Origin of the sequence: Marinomonas sp. TW1 (assembly GCF_001625355.1) — a bacterium.
Taxonomy (GTDB): Bacteria; Pseudomonadota; Gammaproteobacteria; order Pseudomonadales; family Marinomonadaceae; genus Marinomonas.
In genome coordinates, this window is record NZ_JSEE01000001.1 from 210,321 (window position 1) to 230,795 (window position 20,475).

Here is a 20,475-nt window from a genome sequence, read left to right on the forward strand (position 1 = left end):
GTCTGGAAATATACCTCTGCAGGGCTAACCGTAAAATTAGAGGATTACACAAAAAATTACTTAGCTAAGTAAACTTGAGCGATTAAGCTGATCGCAATTAAGCAACATATAAAACAGAGCTAGATTTATAAAATACTGAAGGTAATTAACGACAAAAGGATTGGATAATACAAGAAAGAGAAAATTGAATGGTGGGTGTGGAGAGGTTCGAACTCCCGACATTCGCCTTGTAAGGGCGACGCTCTCCCAACTGAGCTACACACCCAATTTGACTTATAAAAGCCAATATTTTGATCGGAGTGCTGGACTCCAGTGTCGATGCACCTTGCTAGGGCAAAATCCCAACTGTAGTGGTCTAATAAAACCGGACACCTAGGTAACAGGCAAGTCTTTTAAAGATATTACGGCACCGTCTAGTACTAGAGCTTAAGCTCTCCCTGTACTGCTACGGCGTATTAAAAAGATAAACATAGGGACTCCGATCAGTGCTGTCATCAACCCAGCAGGAATCTGTATCGGCTCAAACAGAATGCGCCCAAGTAAATCGGCCAGAGCAACAATCAGAGCCCCCACTACCGCGGTAATTAGCAATCGCAGGCCTGTGCCGCTATGCGTAATGCGCTGAGCTATATGAGGAGCAATTAGGCCAATAAAACCGAGAGGGCCCACCACCGCCGTAGCCACGGCAGCAAGTCCTACCGCTAAACAAACAAGTCCAATGCGCAGCTGTGGTAAGGATACCCCAAGGCTTATGGCTGTCACCTCTCCCATTTTCAAGGTAGATATAGAACGGCTAAGCACAAGTATGAATGGCAGAAGCACCATAAACCAAGTCGCTAACAGAGACACATCCATCCAATCAGTTCCATTGATACTTCCGCTTAACCATACCAAGGCCGACATGGCCTGATCAATCTGACCATAGGTCATCAACGCTGAAGTAATGGCGTTTATAAAGGCTGCTACTCCAATTCCCATAAGGACAAAGCGAATAGAGTTCTTACCCTGACGACTCCAACTCAGTCCTTGAATCACTGCTGCAACACTTAATGCACCTAAAAACGCCAACCACGGTCTCCAAACATCGACAATCTGAGGCAAAAGTACCGTTAGCAAAACCACCGCCATCCCCGCCCCCTGAGAAATACCCACTAACGAAGGGTCTGCTAAGGAATTGCCCGTAGCACTTTGTAAAGCTGAACCCGACAAAGCAAGCATGGCACCCACTAACATAGCAACCAACACCCTAGGGAAACGAAACTCCCAAACCACAGTATTCATATGCTCGCTGGGCAGACTTCCCCAAACGACCTGCCAAACCTGTTGCACGCTTAATTGATAGCTTCCTATCGATAGACTGAGCATGATCAATAAAATACATGCGATCAATAGCACTAACAAAACACCTAATGCCTTAATCCCTAAACGAAGCGAAAAGTGCTCGCCAAATTTTCGAATAACCAGCACTTTAGGGTGAGATTTATCAACGAACCACATTAATGAGCCCTTTTACGAACTAAATAAATAAACAAGGGGCCCCCTACTAAAGCCGTAATGATTCCTGTCGATATCTCCTCTGGGCGGATCAACACCCGAGCTATCGCATCCACCCCCAACAGATATATAGCGCCAAACAATGCCGAATAGGGAACCACCCAACGATAATCTGCTCCGACAAATAGACGCACTGTATGAGGCACAACTAACCCAACAAAGCCTAAAGGGCCAGCCAATGACACAGAACATGCTGTCAAAATCACCACACACATCAGCACTTGCCCTTTCAACCAAGCAGTATTAGCTCCAATGCCTTTGGCCATGCTATCCCCCATTGCAAGCACAGTAACATTTCTAGACAAGGACATGGCAAAGGCTAACATTGCCAAGATAGCCGGCAGAGCGATCGTTACATCATCTAGACGCCGCCCTGCTAGCGACCCCGTCAACCACACCCGTAACTGCTCAAAAGTATCCTGGCTCAACAAATACATCACAGAAATCAATGTACCTAAGAAGGCAGTAATGGCTGCACCAGTGAGCGTTAACGCTAATGGTGTTGCACCGCCGGGTACCGATTGAGCGATAAACCAAACTCCTATGGCCGTCACTAAAGCCCCTAATGCAGCGATCCAAGGAAGAAATTCTGTCGCTACTGAAGGAAATATGGTCATGGCACATACCACGGCAAACGATGCACCCGCCATCAGCCCCAAAATTCCCGGTTCAGCTAAAGGGTTGCGAGTTACCCCCTGCATTAGGGCGCCAGCGACACTTAAGCTGGCGCCCACTAACACAGCCACCAAAGCTCTTGGTAATCGAATACTCTTAACAATTAAATGATTGAAATTACTACTATCAAAATGAAACAGAGCATCATACACCGCCGCCATAGGAAGTGATGTGGCCCCTAAGGCTAAATGCCATACAAACATCGATGCTAATAGCCATGACATCACCACTATCCCAGCACTGCGTCCCACTCGACCATGGCGCTTTAAATTAACTCGCGGATAAAGAGTTCCCTCTCTATTCTTCATTAGGCTGATACTCAGTGTGAAAATTTGGGTGAAGTGATGATGGATAATTGGGAATACAAATAAGCTGTTTAGAAATAGGTTCTTGAACTACCCTAGCGTCTAAATCAAATACGCTTTTTAAATTTTCACTAGTAAAAACATCATTTGGCTTGCCATGTTGACAGATTTCACCATCACGCATCATAACCAAATAATCTGCATAGGCAGCGGCTAAATTTAGCTCATGCAAAACCACCACTAGCGTTCGCTGTAAATCATGGGCTAAATGCACTAACAGATTCATCAAATCTACTTGTACTTTTAAATCGAGATATGTCGTCGGCTCATCCAGCAAAATCAGATCTGTCTCTTGAGCCAGTACCATCGCAATCCAACAACGCTGGCGTTGCCCACCAGACAAATCATCCGCTAATCTATTGGCAAACTCACTAACTTGAGTCACATCCATAGCCGCCTGTACGGCGCCTTCATCTTCGGTGGACCATTGTCTGAACAAACTCTGATGTGAAAATCGCCCCTGAGAAACCAGCTCCTTTACTGTTAACCCCTCTGGAGCCACTGGCCCTTGAGGTAATACAGCAAGTTTTTTCGCCACATCGCGGGTATGAGATTTGTGAATATCGTGGCCATCTAACAATACACACCCCGTTTTTGGAGTAAGAATCCGTGAGAGGGTTTTCAACAAGGTAGACTTGCCACTGCCATTTGGACCAATTAAGACAGTCACTTGATTAGGCGGCACTTGAAAATTAACCTGCTTGAGAATCACTCTGTCGCCATAGGCAACCGAAAGATCATCACCTGCCAGCCTGATATTGCTATGAACCCGTTTACTCATTTACATCTACCACTTTTTATCAATGCCAACGCCGTATTCAATAACCAAATTACAGATCATTGAGTAAGCTATCACTTTGCTAAATACCAGAAAACTCCACCTTAAGGCGTATTCATAACCTTAGTATTTGGGTCTCCATCAATAGCTTGCTCAATTAGGGGAACTATTGTCTCGATGGCCACAGGCAAACTAAGTAAACTACCGTAAGAAATGGCTCCATTAAGAATGGAGGAAGTGGACAAAAAGACCTCACGGCCTTCCTTATAGGCACGTAGATGCGGACGTAGCACGAGGGATTCAATCTTTTCTTTGGCACCTTCCCCTGTATACCAAAATAAAATATCGGCATCTAATAGGAATAATTGTTCTTCAGAGATAGTAGTGTAAAAATTACCTTTGCTACTTAAAGCATTGATACGCGGGTCTACTCTCAACCCTAATTCGGTTTTCAAACGTACCGTAACATCCTCCTCTGAGTACACTCCCACACTGCCATTCCAATATGTTGCCATCGCTAAGGTCTTGTTTGACCAATCAGGATGACTGGCTTTAACAGATTCAATTTTCCTTTTAATGTCTGCAATCCTAGCCGCGACCTCTAGCTCTTTGTTTACAACTTTTCCAATAATTTGAGCCCTCTCTTCCCAAGTAAGCATGTACATGCCAACATCTTTAGGGGCTGCAACCACCGGTGCTATCTTACTCAACTGCTCATAATCTTCTTTTGAAATACCTGAACGGATGGCAATGATCACATCAGGGTTGGTCTTGGCGATTTGCTCAAAGTTCAACTCACCTCTAATCAGCTCTGGTGTGGTATTCAGATAAGGCTGCGCCCAAGGCCAGACACCACTCTCATTGTCACCAAACCAATAACGTACTGTTAATGGCTGATAACCAAGGGCGAGTAAATTATCACCACCACCCCAATCCACCGTAGCGACCCTCTTGGGCAATCCGGAAATAACTGTGGTGCCGAACTTGTGCTCTATAGTCAGAGGGTATTCGGTTGCAATGCTCCACATAGAACAAAAAATCGCCATGGCGGCGAGCGTGCATTGACTAATGCGGGAGAGGAGGATGGTTGAAATTTTCATAATGATGTTTCACTTTTGATAGAAGCTGTCTTAATAATAAAGACGAGCACACTCATAAGAGGAATAAAATGAGTGGCTCTCCTCGTCTTGCTACGACTGATTTACACCGTTCCGTTAGTCTGTAAGTGACGTAAAATTCTTAGTAGGTCCAAGTCACCGTCCCTAAGACTGAACGACCTGGACCATAATAGGACTGTCCCCACTGTGGACTTTCACGGTATTTCTCATCGCCCACGTTTTTAATGTTAAGGGCTAAGTTCCAGTTCTGGTCAATATTATATTGAGCAAACATATCCACCAGTGCATAGCTACCTTGCACTTCCTTACCGCTGTAATAGATTTCATTTTGCCAATTTACTCCAGTACCAAGACGTAAGCCCTCAATCTGTGGTAGGTGGTACGCCAGCGCTAAGCTGAACTGTTCGGTAGGAATGTAAGTACGAGCTTTTTTGCCATCTTTATCTTCGATGCGTACAGTGGTGTATCCTGCACTCACATTGAGTCCCTCCAACACTTCACCGGAAAGCTCGACCTCGTACCCTTCACTTTTGTAAGTGACACCCTTATATATATTCAGACCACTGGTTGCATCTCGGGTAACATACTCACCAAAGTTGTCTTGTTCAGAGCCAAAGCGCGCCAAGGTAAGGACTGCACGACCGTCGTATAACTCTTGTTTTAAACCAAACTCATAGCTATCTCCTTCAACTGGCCCTAGGGGATTAAGACTATCATCAACCCAAGTTTGCGCTTTAAAGACCTTGCTATAGCTACCATATAGCAAGGTTCCAACCATCGCCTCATAGGTCACTCCAATGTAAGGCACCACTTCATTGGCTGAAGCGTCTTGATTGCTTCCATAGTTGATACCAGATTGTTCAATATCAATCGCACGAGCACCAAGCAACACCGCAAGATCATCGTTCGCTTTAATTCGGGTCGAAACGTAATAAGAATCTTGAGTTTGATTAATATCGGTGGATTGTGAGCTGGCATCATAGGCATCAAAGTCTGGTCGGGACACATTGCCATCTGCCCAGTCTGAGCCTATAGAATTATAGCGCCATGCAGAGGCATACACAGTACGACCAGTTAGTTCAATATCGGCCATGTTTACACCAGCCACTAACTCATGATCTTGTCCCCAAGCAGATAATGAGCCTGTCACAAACAGATCTATAATTTGCTCTGTTTCTTTCGCTTCGTAATAACTTGCCTCCGCCGTTAACCCAGTGCCTGTATTCGGGTCTGGGTTACCTGTAGTGTAGAAGGACTCCCATTCTTTTTCCTGCACATCACGGGTATAAATAGCTTTAACCATCCAGTTTGAACTGAGGTCATGTTCCAACTCTAAGAATGTGCGAGTTTGGGTCACATCTTGATAAGCCCAGTCTGGGGCGGTGTTGGTGGAGCGGCTGTAACTGGTCAAAGAACCATCACTATAAAACAGAGGTAAAGCGCCAGAAGGGTTTCCGTCTGCATGACTATCGTTAATGCTATGGCCAATGGCGTAACGAGTAGAATCGGTGATATCACCACTCAGAATTCCGTAAAACACCTCTCGTTCTTTAGAATAACGGTCTAAGTAAGAATCGCCTTCTTCCTTAGCAACTACAATGCGTCCTTTTAGTTTATCTCCTACAATTGAGCCAGACACATCCCCTTCAACACGACGCTGGTTCCAACTGCCGGCGGAAGCTTCAACAGATGCCTGCGCTTCTTTTGTTGGACGTTTGCGGACGTAGTTAATGGTGGCTGATGGGTTGGCTAAACTAGTAATAAGACCCGTAGCACCCTTAACCACTTCTACTTGTTCATAGATTGCGGTGTCTTCTTGTCCTTGGGTTAGACCATATGAGAATGGAACCCCCACACCATCATATTGGAAATTCACAATATCAAAGCCGCGGGCCGTATAATATGTTCTGTTGGGTTCGACATTTTCTACCGTAACGCCTGGCGCATAGTGAAGCAAAGACGCCACATCCGTTAATGCCAAATCTTCCATTTGGTCTTCAGAGATGACGGAGACAGTTTGCGGTGTTTCGTATACTGACAAGTTTAATTTGGTAGCTGATTTAATTTCTTCTGGCTCCCCATATACGTACAACGAGCCTAATGTGTTCAGCTCCACATCAATTTGATCTTGCGCGGTATCTGACTCTTGTTCTTCTGCTTTTGCATTAATAGCAATACTCACGGCAATGGCAACAAGTGACGGCACCAAAATCCCTTTTTTGGGAAGTCTCATACTCTACTCCTAGCTCAATCAGACATTTTGTTAGAAAACTAAATCTAAATTTCACAAGGCATTTTTATTACAAATGATAATCACACTCAATTAATAACCTTTACCATTTATTTAAATTCTTATTTTTTGCACAATTAGGAAAAACCATAATCACCTCAAAAAAGCATAGAACGAGATCATTAACCTCAAGATCTAGATTATGCTCTATAGCAGTAAACACGAGTGATAATATTTATTATTGTCTTTGATATGGCTATGTTCGAGGGATCTACCACTATGGAAACTCTAAATCGTACTGCAAGGCCATTTAATCTAAGTTTTGCTTGCATGGCCGCGCCGATAAAAGAATTGAATGGACGCATTTTTGAACAATCTAAAGAATTTAATTGGCACCCTAATATGCTAATTGATGGGACGCCCCTGCATTGCGAAAAAGCGGTATACAGCTCATCTTTAGTGCTACTAAGAACACCGATTGACACAAACCTTAGGTCACACAACTTCAAATAAAAATCTACTCACACAAGATCTAGCGAAAATACAAAGCAATGAAAACTTCAAATTAGTCGAGTGACAGAGAGAACTAATAAGGTAAAACAAGGTATTCGAAGAGAGAAAATCTATAAGGTCTGTGATTTATTCGTGCGATCGTCCAAAATATACAAGAAATGCTTTAAAAAGAAGACAACGAAACATAGGAATTATCATATATGGCATAGAAAAGTCACACTGAGGTAACACAATATATTTAAAAAATATGATCACAGAGTTATCACAAATATTATGCAATATAAAAAAAAGAGTTGTAAATCAAATATTTGAAAGGTATTTTCTGAAAAATAATAAAAGATGGTGGGTGTGGAGAGGTTCGAACTCCCGACATTCGCCTTGTAAGGGCGACGCTCTCCCAACTGAGCTACACACCCAATTTGACTTATAAAAGCCAATATTTTGATCGGAGTGCTGGACTCCAATGTCGATGCGAATTATGGGTACAGAATCCCAATAAAACGACATGCTCACCATTGTGATGAGTGATACTACCAACCTACCTTATGAAAGTAAGTGGCGGAACGGACGGGACTCGAACCCGCGACCCCCTGCGTGACAGGCAGGTATTCTAACCAACTGAACTACCGCTCCATTGTCATAGATTGTTTAGCCACTTTCCTATAAGTGGTGGGTGTGGAGAGGTTCGAACTCCCGACATTCGCCTTGTAAGGGCGACGCTCTCCCAACTGAGCTACACACCCGACTCGTAGTTTTACATCTTGTCGAAAGATGGCGGAACGGACGGGACTCGAACCCGCGACCCCCTGCGTGACAGGCAGGTATTCTAACCAACTGAACTACCGCTCCATTGTCATAGGTTGTTTAGCCACTTTCCTATAAGTGGTGGGTGTGGAGAGGTTCGAACTCCCGACATTCGCCTTGTAAGGGCGACGCTCTCCCAACTGAGCTACACACCCATCGTAATGATGGTATTACTTACCAACTTACCCTATCAAAAGTAAGTGGCGGAACGGACGGGACTCGAACCCGCGACCCCCTGCGTGACAGGCAGGTATTCTAACCAACTGAACTACCGCTCCATTGTCATAGGTTGTTTAGCCACTTTCCTATAAGTGGTGGGTGTGGAGAGGTTCGAACTCCCGACATTCGCCTTGTAAGGGCGACGCTCTCCCAACTGAGCTACACACCCATCGTAATGATGGTATTACTTACCAACTTACCCTATCAAAAGTAAGTGGCGGAACGGACGGGACTCGAACCCGCGACCCCCTGCGTGACAGGCAGGTATTCTAACCAACTGAACTACCGCTCCATTGTCATAGGTTGTTTAGCCACTTTCCTATAAGTGGTGGGTGTGGAGAGGTTCGAACTCCCGACATTCGCCTTGTAAGGGCGACGCTCTCCCAACTGAGCTACACACCCATCGTAATGATGGTATTACTTACCAACTTACCCTATCAAAAGTAAGTGGCGGAACGGACGGGACTCGAACCCGCGACCCCCTGCGTGACAGGCAGGTATTCTAACCAACTGAACTACCGCTCCATTGTCATAGGTTGTTTAGCCAACTTTCCTATAAGTGGTGGGTGTGGAGAGGTTCGAACTCCCGACATTCGCCTTGTAAGGGCGACGCTCTCCCAACTGAGCTACACACCCAATTCATTTAACCTTAAACCAATACTTTGGTAAAAAAGTATGGTGCCGCCACCAAGAGTCGAACTCGGGACCCTCTGATTACAAGTCAGATGCTCTACCAACTGAGCTATAGCGGCTAAACGCTAAATCAAATTGTGTATTACTACTTAATGAGTAGTAATGGTGCCGCCACCAAGAGTCGAACTCGGGACCCTCTGATTACAAGTCAGATGCTCTACCAACTGAGCTATAGCGGCTTAGCTTACGCAGTTCACTTTTATCGTTACTTAAATCATTAAGTGGTGCCGCCACCAAGAGTCGAACTCGGGACCCTCTGATTACAAGTCAGATGCTCTACCAACTGAGCTATAGCGGCAAAATAAAAGTAAAATCGTTTTTTGTATCTCACCAAGGCAAGAAACTTTGACCAAGAAATGGTGCCGCCACCAAGAGTCGAACTCGGGACCCTCTGATTACAAGTCAGATGCTCTACCAACTGAGCTATAGCGGCTAAAAACAAATTCTTGGTCGGGACGGCAGGATTTGAACCTGCGACCACTAGCACCCCATGCTAGTGCGCTACCAGGCTGCGCTACGCCCCGATGCAAACAACAACTCTGTCGTTGTCAGCGGGTGCGTATATTACTATAACGAATTGAAAAGGGAAGACTTTTATTGTTTTTTTTTCAATTTAGTCCGATCAATTCAAAAACCAAGAATAATCGATTAAGCATTGATCTAAATATCATTATTTCACTCAAAATCAGTCGATTTTATCCATTTTATCTGCCCGAAACCTTGCCATGATGTTTTCAAGCCTCAAAACGACAAAAAGCCACCCTAAGGTGGCTTTTATCGTAAACAACAGATCACTCTTGCATATAGTCTTCCACTTTAGACTTAAGCTTCTGCCCAGGCCTAAAGGTCACTACTGTACGAGCCGTGATCGGAATCTCTTCCCCTGTTTTCGGGTTTCGACCAGGTCGCTGACTTTTCTCACGAACTTCAAAGTTACCAAAGCCCGACAGTTTAACTTGTTCTCTTTCTACAAGTGAGCTTCGCACCACATCGAAAAAGCCTTCAACTAAATCTTTTGCATCTTTTTTACTAAGACCAATTGAATCGACTAAGTTTTCAGCTAAATCTGCCTTCGTCAACGATCCCATAAATCTACCCCCTTACAACGGCTCCCAATTGTTCGGACAGCGCTTTCACAGTCTGTTCGACAGAGTTGTTTACTTCTTCATCACTAAGAGTGTGTGAAGGATGCTGCCACGTCAAGCCCAAAGCCACACTTTTTTGCGATTCATCAATACCTTGCCCTTGATAAACATCAAAAACCAAGACCCCTTTGAAGGCATCGCCAGCCGATTCCACAATCACTTTTTCCAGTTCACTAACCGGCACCGAACGATCTACCAACAACGCCAAATCACGACGCACCTCAGGGAAACGAGACACAGCTTTGTACTCAGGCAACGTTGCATTCAATACCGCCTCCAAGGCAATATCAAAGACATATAGGGTTTGGTTAGCGCCTAGAGATTTGGCTAACTGAGGATGCAACTCCCCCATCATGCCAACAAATTGACCATCTAAATAGACGTCCGCAGAACGCCCAGGGTGTAGAAACTCACACTCAGAACGCTGATACGTTGGTTGACCGCCATTATTGACGGCAAACAAGGCTTCCACATGCGATTTTAGATCATAGAAATCGACTTTTTCATTATTGTGGTACCAAGCTTCTGGGTGACGACTTCCGGCAATCAGACCTGAAATTTGCAACTGTTGATCTAACTCATCTAGCGCTTCAACCGTACCAATAAAACGACGCCCTGTCTCAAATAAACGTACTCGAGACTGCTGACGGTTCTGGTTATACAAATACGCTTTCACCAAACCTGGAATCAAACTAGGACGCATGACGCCCATATCCGCAGAAATTGGATTTTCTAATGGCACAGGCTCAATCTCAGGCAAGAATTGCTTGCTTAAGTTTGGATCGATGAAGCTGTAAGTGACGGCTTCTTGATAACCATAAGACACCAACGCAGCACGCAATGATTGGATAGGCGTTTTCGACTCACTCAATGGCGTGAAGTTAACGGCCGCTGTCGGCATAGAAGAAGGCAGATTATCGTAACCGTAGATACGAGCCACCTCTTCAATCAAATCCGCTTCAATGGCGATATCAAATCGATGAGAAGGCGCTTTCGTCACCCAAGCCTGATCCGTTACTTCCACCATCTCTAAACCAAGACGAGTTAGGATGTCAGTCACCAAGTCTTTATTCAACGACACAGCAAGATACTGATCCAACTTCTGACGACGTAAAGTAACTTCTGCTGCAACTGGCAAGGCACTTTCATTCACCGCCTGCGTAATTGGACCCACTTGACCGCCAGCGATGTCTAACACTAACTGAGTCGCACGTTCAATGGCCTTCTCTTGCAACGACGCATCAACACCACGTTCGAAACGATGTGAAGAATCCGTATGCAAGCCATAAGAACGCGCCTTACCTGCAAGGGCTAACGGCGTAAAGAAAGCACTTTCAAGGAAGATGTCTTGTGTTTTCTCATTTACACCAGAACCTTCACCACCCATCACACCAGCGATTGCCAACGGCGCTTGCTCATCAGCAATGACCATAGTGTCTTCACGCAAGCTGATCTCTTGACCATCTAGCAGTACGATTTTCTCGCCTGCATCGGCCATACGCACAACCACAGAACCGTTCAAATTCGCTAAGTCGAACGCATGCATAGGTTGACCCAATTCCAACATCACATAGTTGGTAATGTCGACAATTGGATCAATAGAGCGAATACCACTACGACGCAGCTTTTCTGTCATCCACAACGGTGTATCCGCCGTCACATTAACACCGCGAATCACTCGCCCTAAATAACGAGGACAAGCTTCTATGGCATCAACTTTCACAGGAAAAGTATCAGTAATACTCACTTCAGCCGCTTGAACCGTGACTGGCGTAAGATCCACCTTATTCAATACACCCACTTCACGAGCCAAACCCGCAACACTTAGACAGTCGCTACGGTTCGGGGTCAGATCAACGTCGATAATCTGATCATCTAGACCAAGAAAAGCACGAAAATCTTCGCCGGTTTTAGCACTTAGTGGCAATTCCATAATGCCATCATTGTCTTCACTCACCCCTAATTCAGAGGCAGAACACAACATACCAAACGACTCAACCTGACGTAGTTTGGCTTTTTTAATTTTAAAATCTGCGCTTAATACCGCACCAATTTTGGCAAACGGAATTTTGATTCCTGGGCGTGCATTCGGTGCACCACAGACTACCTGAAACTCTTCAGAACCATCTGATACACGACATACTTGCAATTTATCGGCATTAGGGTGCGGCTCAGCCGCCAAAATCTCACCCACAACCACACCACTGAACGATTCCGCTGCAGGAATCACTTCATCGACTTCCAAGCCGGCCATGGTAATTTGAGCAACCAAATCATCGCTACTGATGTTTGGATTGACCCACTCTCTTAGCCAATTCTCACTAACTTTCATATAAACATCCTAGGTCGACTGATTACTTAAACTGTTTGAGGAAACGTAAGTCGTTCTCAAAGAACATGCGTAGGTCATCTACCTTGTAACGCAACATAGCAAAACGCTCAACACCCATACCAAAAGCAAAGCCTGTGTATTTTTCCGGATCAATACCAGACATTTCCAATACTTTAGGGTGAACCATGCCGCAACCTAATACTTCCAACCACGACTCTTCGCCTTTACTGTTGGTGCGCATGATATCCACTTCAATGGACGGTTCTGTAAACGGGAAATAGCTTGGGCGAAAACGCACTTTTAAATCGTCTTCGAAAAACACATTCAAAAACTCATGAAGAATACCTTTCAAATCAGCGAAAGAAATATTCTCATCAATCAACAAGCCTTCCACTTGGTGGAACATAGGCGTGTGAGTTTGGTCAGAATCGCAACGATAAACACGACCCGGACAAATGATTCGGATAGGTGGCTGAGACGTTTCCATCGTTCGCACTTGGACAGGCGACGTGTGCGTTCTCAGTACGGTATTAGGATTAAAATAGAAGGTATCCTGCATAGCACGCGCCGGATGGTGCGCCGGAATATTCAACGCTTCGAAGTTATGATAGTCATCTTCGATTTCAGGACCAGCCGCCACATCAAAGCCAATGCCACGAAAGAAAGACTCAATACGCTCCATGGTACGAGTGACTGGATGCAAGCCCCCTACCTCTTCACCTTTACCAGACAAAGAAATATCAATGGTTTCGGTTGCTAATTTGGCATTTAAAGCGGCTTTCGCAAGGTCACTTTTACGAGCGTTTAGCTTTTCTTGAACTTGTCCTTTTGCTTCATTTACCAATTGACCAAATTTAGGTCTATCTTCGGCTGAAACATTACCAAGTTGCTTTAACAAAGCAGTCAATGCGCCCTTTTTCCCCAGATAATGTACACGCACATCATCTAACGCTGACTCACTTTCAGATGCCTCTACTGCGCTTAGCGCATCAGCAAGAATCTGCTTTAGGTTCTCCATTATACACTCCAAAAAATAAAATAGGGGAAGAGCGCTTGCTCTTCCCCTATCAAAGACTGCATTGGATAACTCGTTCTATTAAGATAGTCTCTTTCAAGATCGAATCACCCTAAGGCTACGTCAGAATTAAGCCAAGCTTGCTTTCGCTTTTTCAACGATCGCTGCAAAAACTTCTTTCTCGTACACAGCTAGATCAGCCAAAACTTTACGGTCGATTTCGATCGCTGCTTTCTTAAGACCAGCAATGAAACGGCTGTAAGACAAACCATTTAGACGAGCCGCTGCGTTAATACGAGCAATCCACAATGCGCGGAATTGACGCTTACGCTGACGACGGTCACGGTATTGGTATTGACCAGCTTTGATGACAGCTTGTTTAGCTACACGAAATACACGGCTACGTGCACCGTAGTAACCTTTAGCTTGCTTTAAAATCTTCTTGTGACGGCGACGAGCCTGAACACCACGTTTTACGCGAGGCATAATATAAACCTTTTACTAATTAATTAATGACTAAAAATGAGACTTAAATGTATGGCAACATGCGTACGATTAACGCTTTGTCGCTTTGTGCAACTTGGTTCAAAGAACGAAGATGACGTTTACGCTTAGTCGATTTCTTAGTCAAAATGTGACTAGTATGAGACTGTTTATGCTTAAAACCATTCGCGGTACGTTTGAAGCGCTTAGCTGCGCCACTGTGTGACTTAATTTTGGACATGATAAAACCACTCTCGCATTCGTTAATGTTAGTGTAATTTCTTAATAACTTAGTCTTTAAGGACCGAAGCCCTTAAAGCCAACTTATTTAAAATCACTTCTTCTTTTTGGGGCCTAGCACCATCGTCAATTGACGACCTTCCATTTTCGCGGCTTGCTCTACTGCACCATATTCTTCTAAGTCTGCTGCGACTCGATTCATAAGTTGCATGCCAAGCTCCTGATGGGCCATTTCACGACCACGGTATCGCAGTGATACCTTGGCCTTATCCCCGCCTTCAAGGAAACGTATCAGGTTGCGGAGTTTTACCTGATAATCCCCTTCCTCCGTCCCTGGACGGAATTTCATTTCTTTTACCTGGATCTGCTTCGCATTTTTCTTTTGAGCGGCTTTCGCTTTTTTCGCTTCAAAAATATGCTTACCGTAGTCCATGATTTTGCAAACAATCGGATCTGAATCAGCAATTTGCACTAAGTCTAAAGCAGCATCTTGAGCTGCTTTTAGCGCCTCTTCTAGAGAGACAACGCCAACTTGTTCACCATCAGCTGCGATTAGACGCACTTCGGTAGCTCGAATGTTTTCGTTGATTAAAGGACGCTGCTTACTGGCGGCACGCCCACGATTCATATTACCTTTTATAGCTCTATCTCCACTTCTTGTTTACGGCTACGGCGAGCAACTTCTTTTTGAAGCAAATCTTCAAAATCAGAAATACTCATTACTCCAAGATCTTCACCTTTACGTGTTCGAACAGCGACTTGTTGATTTTCAACTTCTTTGTCACCGATAACGATCATGTAAGGTACTCGTTGAAGAGTATGCTCGCGAATTTTAAACCCGATCTTCTCGTTTCTCAAGTCAAGTTTTGCTCTAAAGCCATTTGAATTCAATCTTTTTTCCAAATCTGAGCAATAATCGGCTTGGCGATCGGTAATATTCATAATTACCATTTGCTCTGGCGCTAACCAAACTGGGAAAGCCCCTTCGTTTTCTTCAATTAAGATACCAATGAAACGCTCTAATGAACCAACGATGGCACGATGCAACATCACCGGAGTCTGACGAGAGCCATCCTCGGAAACGTACTGCGCACTCAAACGTGTTGGCATAGAGAAGTCAACCTGAATAGTACCACATTGCCAGACTCGGCCAATGGCATCCTTCAAAGAGAACTCAATTTTAGGACCATAGAAAGCCCCCTCACCTGGTAACTCTTCCCATTCCAGGTTGGCCGCATTCAATGCATCCGCCAAAGCTTTCTCTGACTTATCCCAAACGTCGTCCGACCCCACACGCTGTTCTGGACGAGTCGACAAACGATAAATAATATTGTCGAAGCCAAAATCTGCGTACACTTCGTGCAACAGCTTGATAAACTCAGAGACTTCTTGTTGGATTTGATCTTCAGTCACAAAGATATGACCATCATCCTGTACGAAATTACGCACACGCATGATGCCATGTAACGCGCCGGAAGGCTCATTACGGTGACAAGAACCGAATTCTGCCATACGGAAAGGCAAATCACGGTAACTCTTAAGACCTTGATTATAAACCTGAATGTGACATGGGCAGTTCATCGGCTTAACGGCATAATCCCGATTTTCTGAATGCGTTGTAAACATGTTTTCATGATACTTGCCCCAGTGGCCAGATTTCTCCCACAACACTCGATCTACAATCTGTGGTGTTTTTACCTCTTGGTAACCATTATCCAGCTGTTTTTGACGCATGTATTGCTCAACAACTTGATACAAACTCCAACCTTTTGGATGCCAGAACACCATACCCGGTGCTTCTTCTTGCACATGAAAAAGATCAAGTCGCTTACCCAATTTACGGTGGTCGCGTTTTTCAGCTTCCTCAATTCGAGTCAAGTACGCCTTAAGCTCTTTCTTATCATTCCATGCTGTGCCATAGATACGCTGTAACTGCTCATTATTAGAGTCACCTCGCCAATATGCGCCAGCCAACTTCATCAATTTAAAATGACGTAAGACACGGGTATTGGGGACGTGCGGTCCACGACACATATCCATGTATTCTTCGTGTTGATACAAACCCACTTCCGTGACGGAATCGTCCATATCATCGATCAAAGCCACTTTATAAGACTCACCACGATCAACAAACTGCTGACGAGCCTCGGCAATTGGTGTCATCTTTTTGACTACGTCATAGTCCGTTTTAACCAACTCGGCCATGCGTTTTTCAATCGCAGCAAGGTCTTCCGGTGTAAAAGGACGTTCATAAGCAATATCGTAATAGAAGCCTTCATCAATGACCGGACCAATGGCCATCTCAGCAGTAGGATAAAGCTGCTTAACGGCATGCCCAACCAAGTGAGCAAATGAATGACGAATGATCTCAACACCGTCGGCATCTTTGCCGGTGACGATGCTTAAATTGGCATCTTCAGTGATGAGTTCACAGGCGTCAACAAGTTGACCATTAATACGACCTGCAACGGTGGCTTTCGCAAGACCAGGACCTATGTCCTCAGCCACTTGCATCACAGTTACAGAATCAGAAAAAGAACGTTGGCTGCCATCAGGCAAAGTAATTACAGGCATTTTATTCCCCTATTCGGAGTCAGTGGTGCTCCATACCAAAGAGCACATGGAAATTTCAGGGCTTAACCTACCATTTTTCAGCCTCTCTTGCGACCTTAATTTAGCAATTACGCAAAAGGTGTGAATTCTTTGAAGCAAACAAAAATCAAGTGATTTTTCTCACTTTCTACCATAGACATTCTCAACACAGCGGGTAAAATTGCCATCCGTTTCACATACTTCACAAACCAAGGCGTTATGGATCTCAATATTCTTGACAACTACTGCATTGAAACCACTCAAGCAGAACCAGACCTATTGCTAGAGCTAGTTGAAAAAACTTACTCTGATATGGGCTACCCAAATAAATTGTCAGGTAAGACCATTGGCCGTACGTTGAAGTTATTGGCAAAAATAGCGCAGCCAAAACGTGCTCTAGAAATAGGCATGTTTACAGGCTATTCCGCCCTATCTATTGCGGAAGGCATGCCTGAACTAGGTAAGCTTATTTGCTGTGAAACCAATCCAAGAGCCATTGAATTTGCTCAATCCTTTTTTGATCGTAGCGAGCACGGACACAAAATCGAAGCTATTTTTGGACCCGCTCTCGAGACAATCGAATCCTTAGACGGTGAATTTGACTTTGTCTTTATCGATGCTGATAAACGCAATTACCTTAATTACTATCAGGCGGTAGTACCTTTGGTAAAATCAGGCGGATTAATCATTATTGATAACTCTCTTTGGCAAGGTCGAGTTTTAGACCCGCAAGAAAACAGCGACATCGCCGTGAACGACTTGAACCGCTTTATCGCTCAAGATACTCGCGTCGAGAATGTCCATCTAAATGTGCGAGACGGACTGAATATCGTCGTCAAACACTAACACTATATTCTTTAACAACCTCAATCACCCTTTTTCAGTAAAAGGTGAATGGAGGTTATTTGCTATTTAAAAAGACAAGCTAAGAGGCTGCAATTTTGGTTGTTTTTAAAATCACGAATAACATTTCTGGAAAGCACTATATTGGCACATCGTTCAATAGTGGCTTTCAACGCTTTGAACAATATGTAGAAGCGACAAACGAAGGTCTAGACTTCCCACTGTACAACGACATTCGGGAACATGGCATGGAAGCCTTCACTGTTGAAGAGTTATTTGAAACAACAGACAAACAAGAACTTTATGAGCTCGAGACTGACTACATCACCATCTACAACGGTGAAAGCTTACGTGGCTACAAAATCGCTCAATCTGCGGAAAAAGCGCTTAACGTAAGTTTTGGCAAAAAAGCCATGTTTGACGCCAATGGCGTATCAACAGCCGAACCAGTCAAAAAACCAAGAAAGACCGCCGCTAAAAAAACGGTTGAACTGCCCGCGAAAGCCGCCGAACCTAAACCGACGGCACAATCTTTTTTTGGCGAACTGATTGGTGAAGACAGACTAGATAAACCTGCCGAACCCATTAAAGAAAGCAAAAAAGCCCCTGCTCGCACCCGCAGCAAAGCCAGCATTCAAAAAATGCTCAATGAAGCAGAGCGCGCAGCGAAAAAAGAACGAGAAGACAAACTTAAACAGCAACAACAAGCTGAAGCCGATGAGATGGCACTCATCATGGCAAAAATTGACATCACCTCGAAATCAGCGTCTTCAACGTTTAGAAGACGCAAAGGCTAAACAATTTAAGTTTTAGTCCAGCACAAACAAAAAGACCAGCCTTATCAGGCTGGTCTTTTTTTATTTTATAACGGTTAAAATATTAAGCGCGCGCTTTCTTCAACGTTTCCGAAATCATAAAGGCCAATTCCAAAGACTGATCTGCATTCAAACGCGGATCACAATGCGTATGATAACGATCAGCCAAATCGGCTTCTGTTACCTGGAATGAACCACCAACACATTCCGTCACATTCTGCCCAGTCATTTCAAAATGCACACCACCGGCGTAAGTACCTTCTGCATTATGCACCTGGAAGAATTGCTGAACCTCTTTTAACACATCATCAACATGACGCGTTTTGTACCCTGTAGACGCTTTCACAGTATTGCCATGCATTGGATCACAGCTCCAAACCACTTTCTTACCTTCACGCTCCACGGCGCGAATCAAGGCTGGCATACCATCTTCTACTTTGTCCGCTCCCATACGCACAATCACATTCAGACGACCGGCTTCATTGTTCGGATTTAAAGTATCACACAGACGAACCAGATCTTCTGGATCCATACTTGGGCCTGCTTTCACACCAATCGGGTTTTGCACTCCACGTAAGAACTCCACATGGGCACCGTCTAGTTGACGCGTACGGTCACCTATCCACAACATATGAGCGGAACAGTCGTACCATTCGCCCGTCATACTGTCTTGACGCGTTAAGGCTTCTTCATATGGCAACAACAACGCCTCATGAGAGGTATAAAATTCCGTTTCTGTGAGCTGAGCCAACCCCGGACCGATGCCACACGCTTCCATAAACTGCAGCGCGTCATCAATTTTATCCGCCACACCCTGAAAACGACTGCCCGCTGGGCTAGCATTCAAGAAATCCAAATTCCATTTATGAACCTGATGCAAATCCGCGAAACCACCTTGAGCAAAAGCACGCAACAAATTCATGGTTGACGAACTTTGGTTGTAAACCTGAATCAAGCGATCTGGATCTGGTACACGCGCTTTTTCATCAAACTCAATACCATTAATGATGTCACCACGGTAACTTGGCAATTCAATACCGCCAATGGTCTCCGTGCCAGCCGATCTTGGCTTAGCAAACTGACCAGCCATTCGACCAACCTTAACCACTGGGCATTTTCCAGCGTAAGTCAGAACCACTGCCATTTGCAGCATCACTTTAAATGTATCGCGAATATTATTAGCGTGGAACTCAGCAAAGCTCTCAGCACAGTCACCACCTTGCAACAAGAAAGACTGACGATTAGCCACTTTGGCCAATGCATTTTTCAGCTGACGTGCCTCACCAGCAAAAACAAGTGGAGGCATTTTTCCCAAAGTACTTTCTACTTGAGCCAAATGCTCAGCACTTGGATAAATCGGCTGCTGAAGGGCCGTTTTATTTCTCCAACTTGTTAACTCCCACTGTTTCATAACGATTCACAACCTTATTTTATATTTACTTTTAATGTTATCGGGCAACTACCCACAATATTTCAGCGTCCTTTGCTGACAAAGATGTAACGGCGTGTCCCATAGTGGCATCATAATACACGCTATCCCCTTCTTTTAATTCAATTGGCTCATAGAGTTCAGAGAAAAAATTAATTTTACCCTGCAACACTAATAAGAATTCTTCCCCATCATGACGCACCCATTCTTTAAACTCAGAAAAAGCCCTGGCCCTAACTCGGGTTTTGAAAGGCACCATTTTCTTGCGACTAATGGAATAGTTAAGGAGCTCATGCTCATAAGTGGCCGTAGGATGAGGCTCACCCTTCCCTTTGCGAGTAATGTCACGACGCCCCGCAATCGACTGATCACTCGCCTCCACAAACAACTGAGGCAAATCCATTTCTAACCCATTAATGAGCTTCTGCACTATGGTAAAACTAGGAGAAACTTGGTCATTTTCAATTTTTGACAAAGTAGATCGAGCAATTCCCGTTCGCTTCCCCACTTCTTCGAGAGTCCAACCTTTTGCCAAGCGAATTTTCTTAACTCGCTTCCCCAACTCCAATGGCTCAACAAAACGATCTGGATCGGATGCAGTAGCTGTTTCTAATGACGGACGACTTACCATA

General features: G+C 44.5%; 17 protein-coding genes and 17 tRNA genes. 3 read left to right on the forward strand and 31 right to left on the reverse strand.

The genetic code is table 11. The features are described 5' to 3' along the window. Positions 1 to 189 precede the first annotated feature (189 nt). From OA79_RS00930 to OA79_RS00955, 6 genes are all read right to left on the reverse strand, one after another. Positions 190 to 265 (reverse strand) — tRNA-Val (locus tag OA79_RS00930). Positions 266 to 426: 161 nt separating this feature from the next. Then, positions 427 to 1,497, reverse strand: coding sequence for a FecCD family ABC transporter permease (locus OA79_RS00935; RefSeq protein ID WP_063331353.1), 1,071 nt, complete (start codon positions 1,495 to 1,497; stop codon positions 427 to 429). Further along, positions 1,497 to 2,537, reverse strand: coding sequence for a FecCD family ABC transporter permease (locus OA79_RS00940; RefSeq protein ID WP_063331354.1), 1,041 nt, complete (start codon positions 2,535 to 2,537; stop codon positions 1,497 to 1,499). Before OA79_RS00940 ends, OA79_RS00935 begins: the two co-directional genes overlap by 1 nt. After that, on the reverse strand, positions 2,527 to 3,375 hold the full coding sequence (locus OA79_RS00945; protein ID WP_063331355.1) for an ABC transporter ATP-binding protein: 849 nt from the start codon (positions 3,373 to 3,375) through the stop codon (positions 2,527 to 2,529). Before OA79_RS00945 ends, OA79_RS00940 begins: the two co-directional genes overlap by 11 nt. 101 nt (positions 3,376 to 3,476) lie before the next feature. Further along, complete coding sequence (locus tag OA79_RS00950) at positions 3,477 to 4,472, reverse strand: iron-siderophore ABC transporter substrate-binding protein (protein ID WP_231908773.1); 996 nt, start codon at positions 4,470 to 4,472, stop codon at positions 3,477 to 3,479. Positions 4,473 to 4,611: 139 nt separating this feature from the next. Continuing rightward, positions 4,612 to 6,723, reverse strand: coding sequence for a TonB-dependent siderophore receptor (locus OA79_RS00955; RefSeq protein WP_063331356.1), 2,112 nt, complete (start codon positions 6,721 to 6,723; stop codon positions 4,612 to 4,614). Positions 6,724 to 6,999: 276 nt separating this feature from the next. Here OA79_RS00955 and OA79_RS18580 point away from each other — a divergent pair, with 276 nt between their 5' ends. Then, a complete protein-coding gene (locus tag OA79_RS18580) occupies positions 7,000 to 7,233 on the forward strand; it encodes a SidA/IucD/PvdA family monooxygenase (protein WP_156486194.1) in 234 nt (77 codons plus the stop codon). Between the two features lie 340 nt (positions 7,234 to 7,573). Here the strand turns inward: OA79_RS18580 and OA79_RS00960 are convergent. The 23 genes from OA79_RS00960 to thrS form a co-directional block, all read right to left on the reverse strand. After that, positions 7,574 to 7,649 (reverse strand) — tRNA-Val (locus tag OA79_RS00960). A 140-nt stretch (positions 7,650 to 7,789) separates the two neighbouring features. Next, positions 7,790 to 7,866 (reverse strand) — tRNA-Asp (locus tag OA79_RS00965). A gap of 34 nt (positions 7,867 to 7,900) precedes the next feature. Further along, a tRNA-Val gene (locus OA79_RS00970) sits at positions 7,901 to 7,976 on the reverse strand. Positions 7,977 to 8,005: 29 nt separating this feature from the next. Continuing rightward, positions 8,006 to 8,082, reverse strand: a tRNA-Asp gene (locus tag OA79_RS00975). A gap of 34 nt (positions 8,083 to 8,116) precedes the next feature. After that, positions 8,117 to 8,192, reverse strand: a tRNA-Val gene (locus OA79_RS00980). Positions 8,193 to 8,238: 46 nt separating this feature from the next. Next, a tRNA-Asp gene (locus OA79_RS00985) sits at positions 8,239 to 8,315 on the reverse strand. Between the two features lie 34 nt (positions 8,316 to 8,349). Continuing rightward, positions 8,350 to 8,425 (reverse strand) — tRNA-Val (locus OA79_RS00990). Positions 8,426 to 8,471: 46 nt separating this feature from the next. After that, a tRNA-Asp gene (locus OA79_RS00995) sits at positions 8,472 to 8,548 on the reverse strand. Between the two features lie 34 nt (positions 8,549 to 8,582). Continuing rightward, positions 8,583 to 8,658 (reverse strand) — tRNA-Val (locus tag OA79_RS01000). A gap of 46 nt (positions 8,659 to 8,704) precedes the next feature. Beyond that, positions 8,705 to 8,781 (reverse strand) — tRNA-Asp (locus OA79_RS01005). A 35-nt stretch (positions 8,782 to 8,816) separates the two neighbouring features. Further along, a tRNA-Val gene (locus OA79_RS01010) sits at positions 8,817 to 8,892 on the reverse strand. 40 nt (positions 8,893 to 8,932) lie between these two features. After that, positions 8,933 to 9,008, reverse strand: a tRNA-Thr gene (locus OA79_RS01015). A 44-nt stretch (positions 9,009 to 9,052) separates the two neighbouring features. After that, positions 9,053 to 9,128: transfer RNA gene (locus OA79_RS01020), tRNA-Thr, on the reverse strand. A gap of 43 nt (positions 9,129 to 9,171) precedes the next feature. Further along, positions 9,172 to 9,247 (reverse strand) — tRNA-Thr (locus OA79_RS01025). A gap of 59 nt (positions 9,248 to 9,306) precedes the next feature. Continuing rightward, positions 9,307 to 9,382, reverse strand: a tRNA-Thr gene (locus OA79_RS01030). 14 nt (positions 9,383 to 9,396) lie between these two features. Continuing rightward, positions 9,397 to 9,473 (reverse strand) — tRNA-Pro (locus OA79_RS01035). A gap of 267 nt (positions 9,474 to 9,740) precedes the next feature. Then, on the reverse strand, positions 9,741 to 10,037 hold the full coding sequence (locus tag OA79_RS01040; RefSeq protein ID WP_013795997.1) for an integration host factor subunit alpha: 297 nt from the start codon (positions 10,035 to 10,037) through the stop codon (positions 9,741 to 9,743). Between the two features lie 4 nt (positions 10,038 to 10,041). Then, entirely contained in the window at positions 10,042 to 12,426 is a 2,385-nt protein-coding gene (gene pheT, locus OA79_RS01045) for a phenylalanine--tRNA ligase subunit beta (protein WP_063331357.1), read from the reverse strand. Positions 12,427 to 12,448: 22 nt separating this feature from the next. Next, positions 12,449 to 13,444 (reverse strand): phenylalanine--tRNA ligase subunit alpha, encoded by a 996-nt coding sequence (pheS, locus tag OA79_RS01050; RefSeq protein WP_063331358.1) that lies wholly within the window; start codon positions 13,442 to 13,444, stop codon positions 12,449 to 12,451. A gap of 126 nt (positions 13,445 to 13,570) precedes the next feature. Continuing rightward, a complete protein-coding gene (gene rplT / locus OA79_RS01055; protein ID WP_063331359.1) occupies positions 13,571 to 13,927 on the reverse strand; it encodes a 50S ribosomal protein L20 in 357 nt (118 codons plus the stop codon). Between the two features lie 43 nt (positions 13,928 to 13,970). Then, a complete protein-coding gene (gene rpmI / locus OA79_RS01060; RefSeq protein ID WP_063331360.1) occupies positions 13,971 to 14,165 on the reverse strand; it encodes a 50S ribosomal protein L35 in 195 nt (64 codons plus the stop codon). A 93-nt stretch (positions 14,166 to 14,258) separates the two neighbouring features. Continuing rightward, on the reverse strand, positions 14,259 to 14,792 hold the full coding sequence (infC, locus tag OA79_RS01065) for a translation initiation factor IF-3 (protein ID WP_063331361.1): 534 nt from the start codon (positions 14,790 to 14,792) through the stop codon (positions 14,259 to 14,261). An 8-nt stretch (positions 14,793 to 14,800) separates the two neighbouring features. Beyond that, complete coding sequence (gene thrS, locus OA79_RS01070; RefSeq protein WP_063331362.1) at positions 14,801 to 16,738, reverse strand: threonine--tRNA ligase; 1,938 nt, start codon at positions 16,736 to 16,738, stop codon at positions 14,801 to 14,803. 237 nt (positions 16,739 to 16,975) lie between these two features. Here thrS and OA79_RS01075 point away from each other — a divergent pair, with 237 nt between their 5' ends. Both OA79_RS01075 and OA79_RS01080 read left to right on the forward strand, forming a co-directional pair. Further along, the gene (locus OA79_RS01075) at positions 16,976 to 17,602 is read left to right on the forward strand and encodes an O-methyltransferase (protein WP_063331363.1); all 627 of its coding nucleotides are present in this window, start codon (positions 16,976 to 16,978) and stop codon (positions 17,600 to 17,602) included. 95 nt (positions 17,603 to 17,697) lie between these two features. Next, complete coding sequence (locus OA79_RS01080; protein ID WP_063331364.1) at positions 17,698 to 18,396, forward strand: GIY-YIG nuclease family protein; 699 nt, start codon at positions 17,698 to 17,700, stop codon at positions 18,394 to 18,396. Between the two features lie 82 nt (positions 18,397 to 18,478). Here the strand turns inward: OA79_RS01080 and OA79_RS01085 are convergent, their stop codons facing one another. Both OA79_RS01085 and OA79_RS01090 read right to left on the reverse strand, forming a co-directional pair. After that, positions 18,479 to 19,825, reverse strand: a complete 1,347-nt coding sequence (locus tag OA79_RS01085) for a class II 3-deoxy-7-phosphoheptulonate synthase (RefSeq protein ID WP_063331365.1) — start codon at positions 19,823 to 19,825, stop codon at positions 18,479 to 18,481. A 37-nt stretch (positions 19,826 to 19,862) separates the two neighbouring features. After that, positions 19,863 to 20,474 carry a helix-turn-helix domain-containing protein gene (locus OA79_RS01090; RefSeq protein ID WP_063331366.1) on the reverse strand — a complete coding sequence of 204 codons (612 nt, stop codon included), beginning with the start codon at positions 20,472 to 20,474 and terminating at the stop codon, positions 19,863 to 19,865. Position 20,475: the final 1 nt, after the last annotated feature.

Bases quoted from the DNA above. Each gene is read 5' to 3' on its own strand.
- rplT (WP_063331359.1), bottom strand. From the start codon at position 13,927: ATGCCTCGCGTAAAACGTGGTGTTCAGGCTCGTCGCCGTCACAAGAAG.
- OA79_RS01085 (WP_063331365.1), bottom strand. From the start codon at position 19,825: ATGAAACAGTGGGAGTTAACAAGTTGGAGAAATAAAACGGCCCTTCAG.
- OA79_RS00935 (WP_063331353.1), bottom strand. From the start codon at position 1,497: ATGTGGTTCGTTGATAAATCTCACCCTAAAGTGCTGGTTATTCGAAAA.
- thrS (WP_063331362.1), bottom strand. From the start codon at position 16,738: ATGCCTGTAATTACTTTGCCTGATGGCAGCCAACGTTCTTTTTCTGAT.
- pheS (WP_063331358.1), bottom strand. From the start codon at position 13,444: ATGGAGAACCTAAAGCAGATTCTTGCTGATGCGCTAAGCGCAGTAGAG.
- OA79_RS01090 (WP_063331366.1), bottom strand. From the start codon at position 20,474: ATGGTAAGTCGTCCGTCATTAGAAACAGCTACTGCATCCGATCCAGAT.
- rpmI (WP_063331360.1), bottom strand. From the start codon at position 14,165: ATGTCCAAAATTAAGTCACACAGTGGCGCAGCTAAGCGCTTCAAACGT.
- pheT (WP_063331357.1), bottom strand. From the start codon at position 12,426: ATGAAAGTTAGTGAGAATTGGCTAAGAGAGTGGGTCAATCCAAACATC.
- OA79_RS01075 (WP_063331363.1), top strand. From the start codon at position 16,976: ATGGATCTCAATATTCTTGACAACTACTGCATTGAAACCACTCAAGCA.
- OA79_RS00950 (WP_231908773.1), bottom strand. From the start codon at position 4,472: ATGAAAATTTCAACCATCCTCCTCTCCCGCATTAGTCAATGCACGCTC.
- OA79_RS00940 (WP_063331354.1), bottom strand. From the start codon at position 2,537: ATGAAGAATAGAGAGGGAACTCTTTATCCGCGAGTTAATTTAAAGCGC.
- OA79_RS00945 (WP_063331355.1), bottom strand. From the start codon at position 3,375: ATGAGTAAACGGGTTCATAGCAATATCAGGCTGGCAGGTGATGATCTT.
- OA79_RS18580 (WP_156486194.1), top strand. From the start codon at position 7,000: ATGGAAACTCTAAATCGTACTGCAAGGCCATTTAATCTAAGTTTTGCT.
- OA79_RS00955 (WP_063331356.1), bottom strand. From the start codon at position 6,723: ATGAGACTTCCCAAAAAAGGGATTTTGGTGCCGTCACTTGTTGCCATT.
- OA79_RS01040 (WP_013795997.1), bottom strand. From the start codon at position 10,037: ATGGGATCGTTGACGAAGGCAGATTTAGCTGAAAACTTAGTCGATTCA.
- infC (WP_063331361.1), bottom strand. From the start codon at position 14,792: ATGAATCGTGGGCGTGCCGCCAGTAAGCAGCGTCCTTTAATCAACGAA.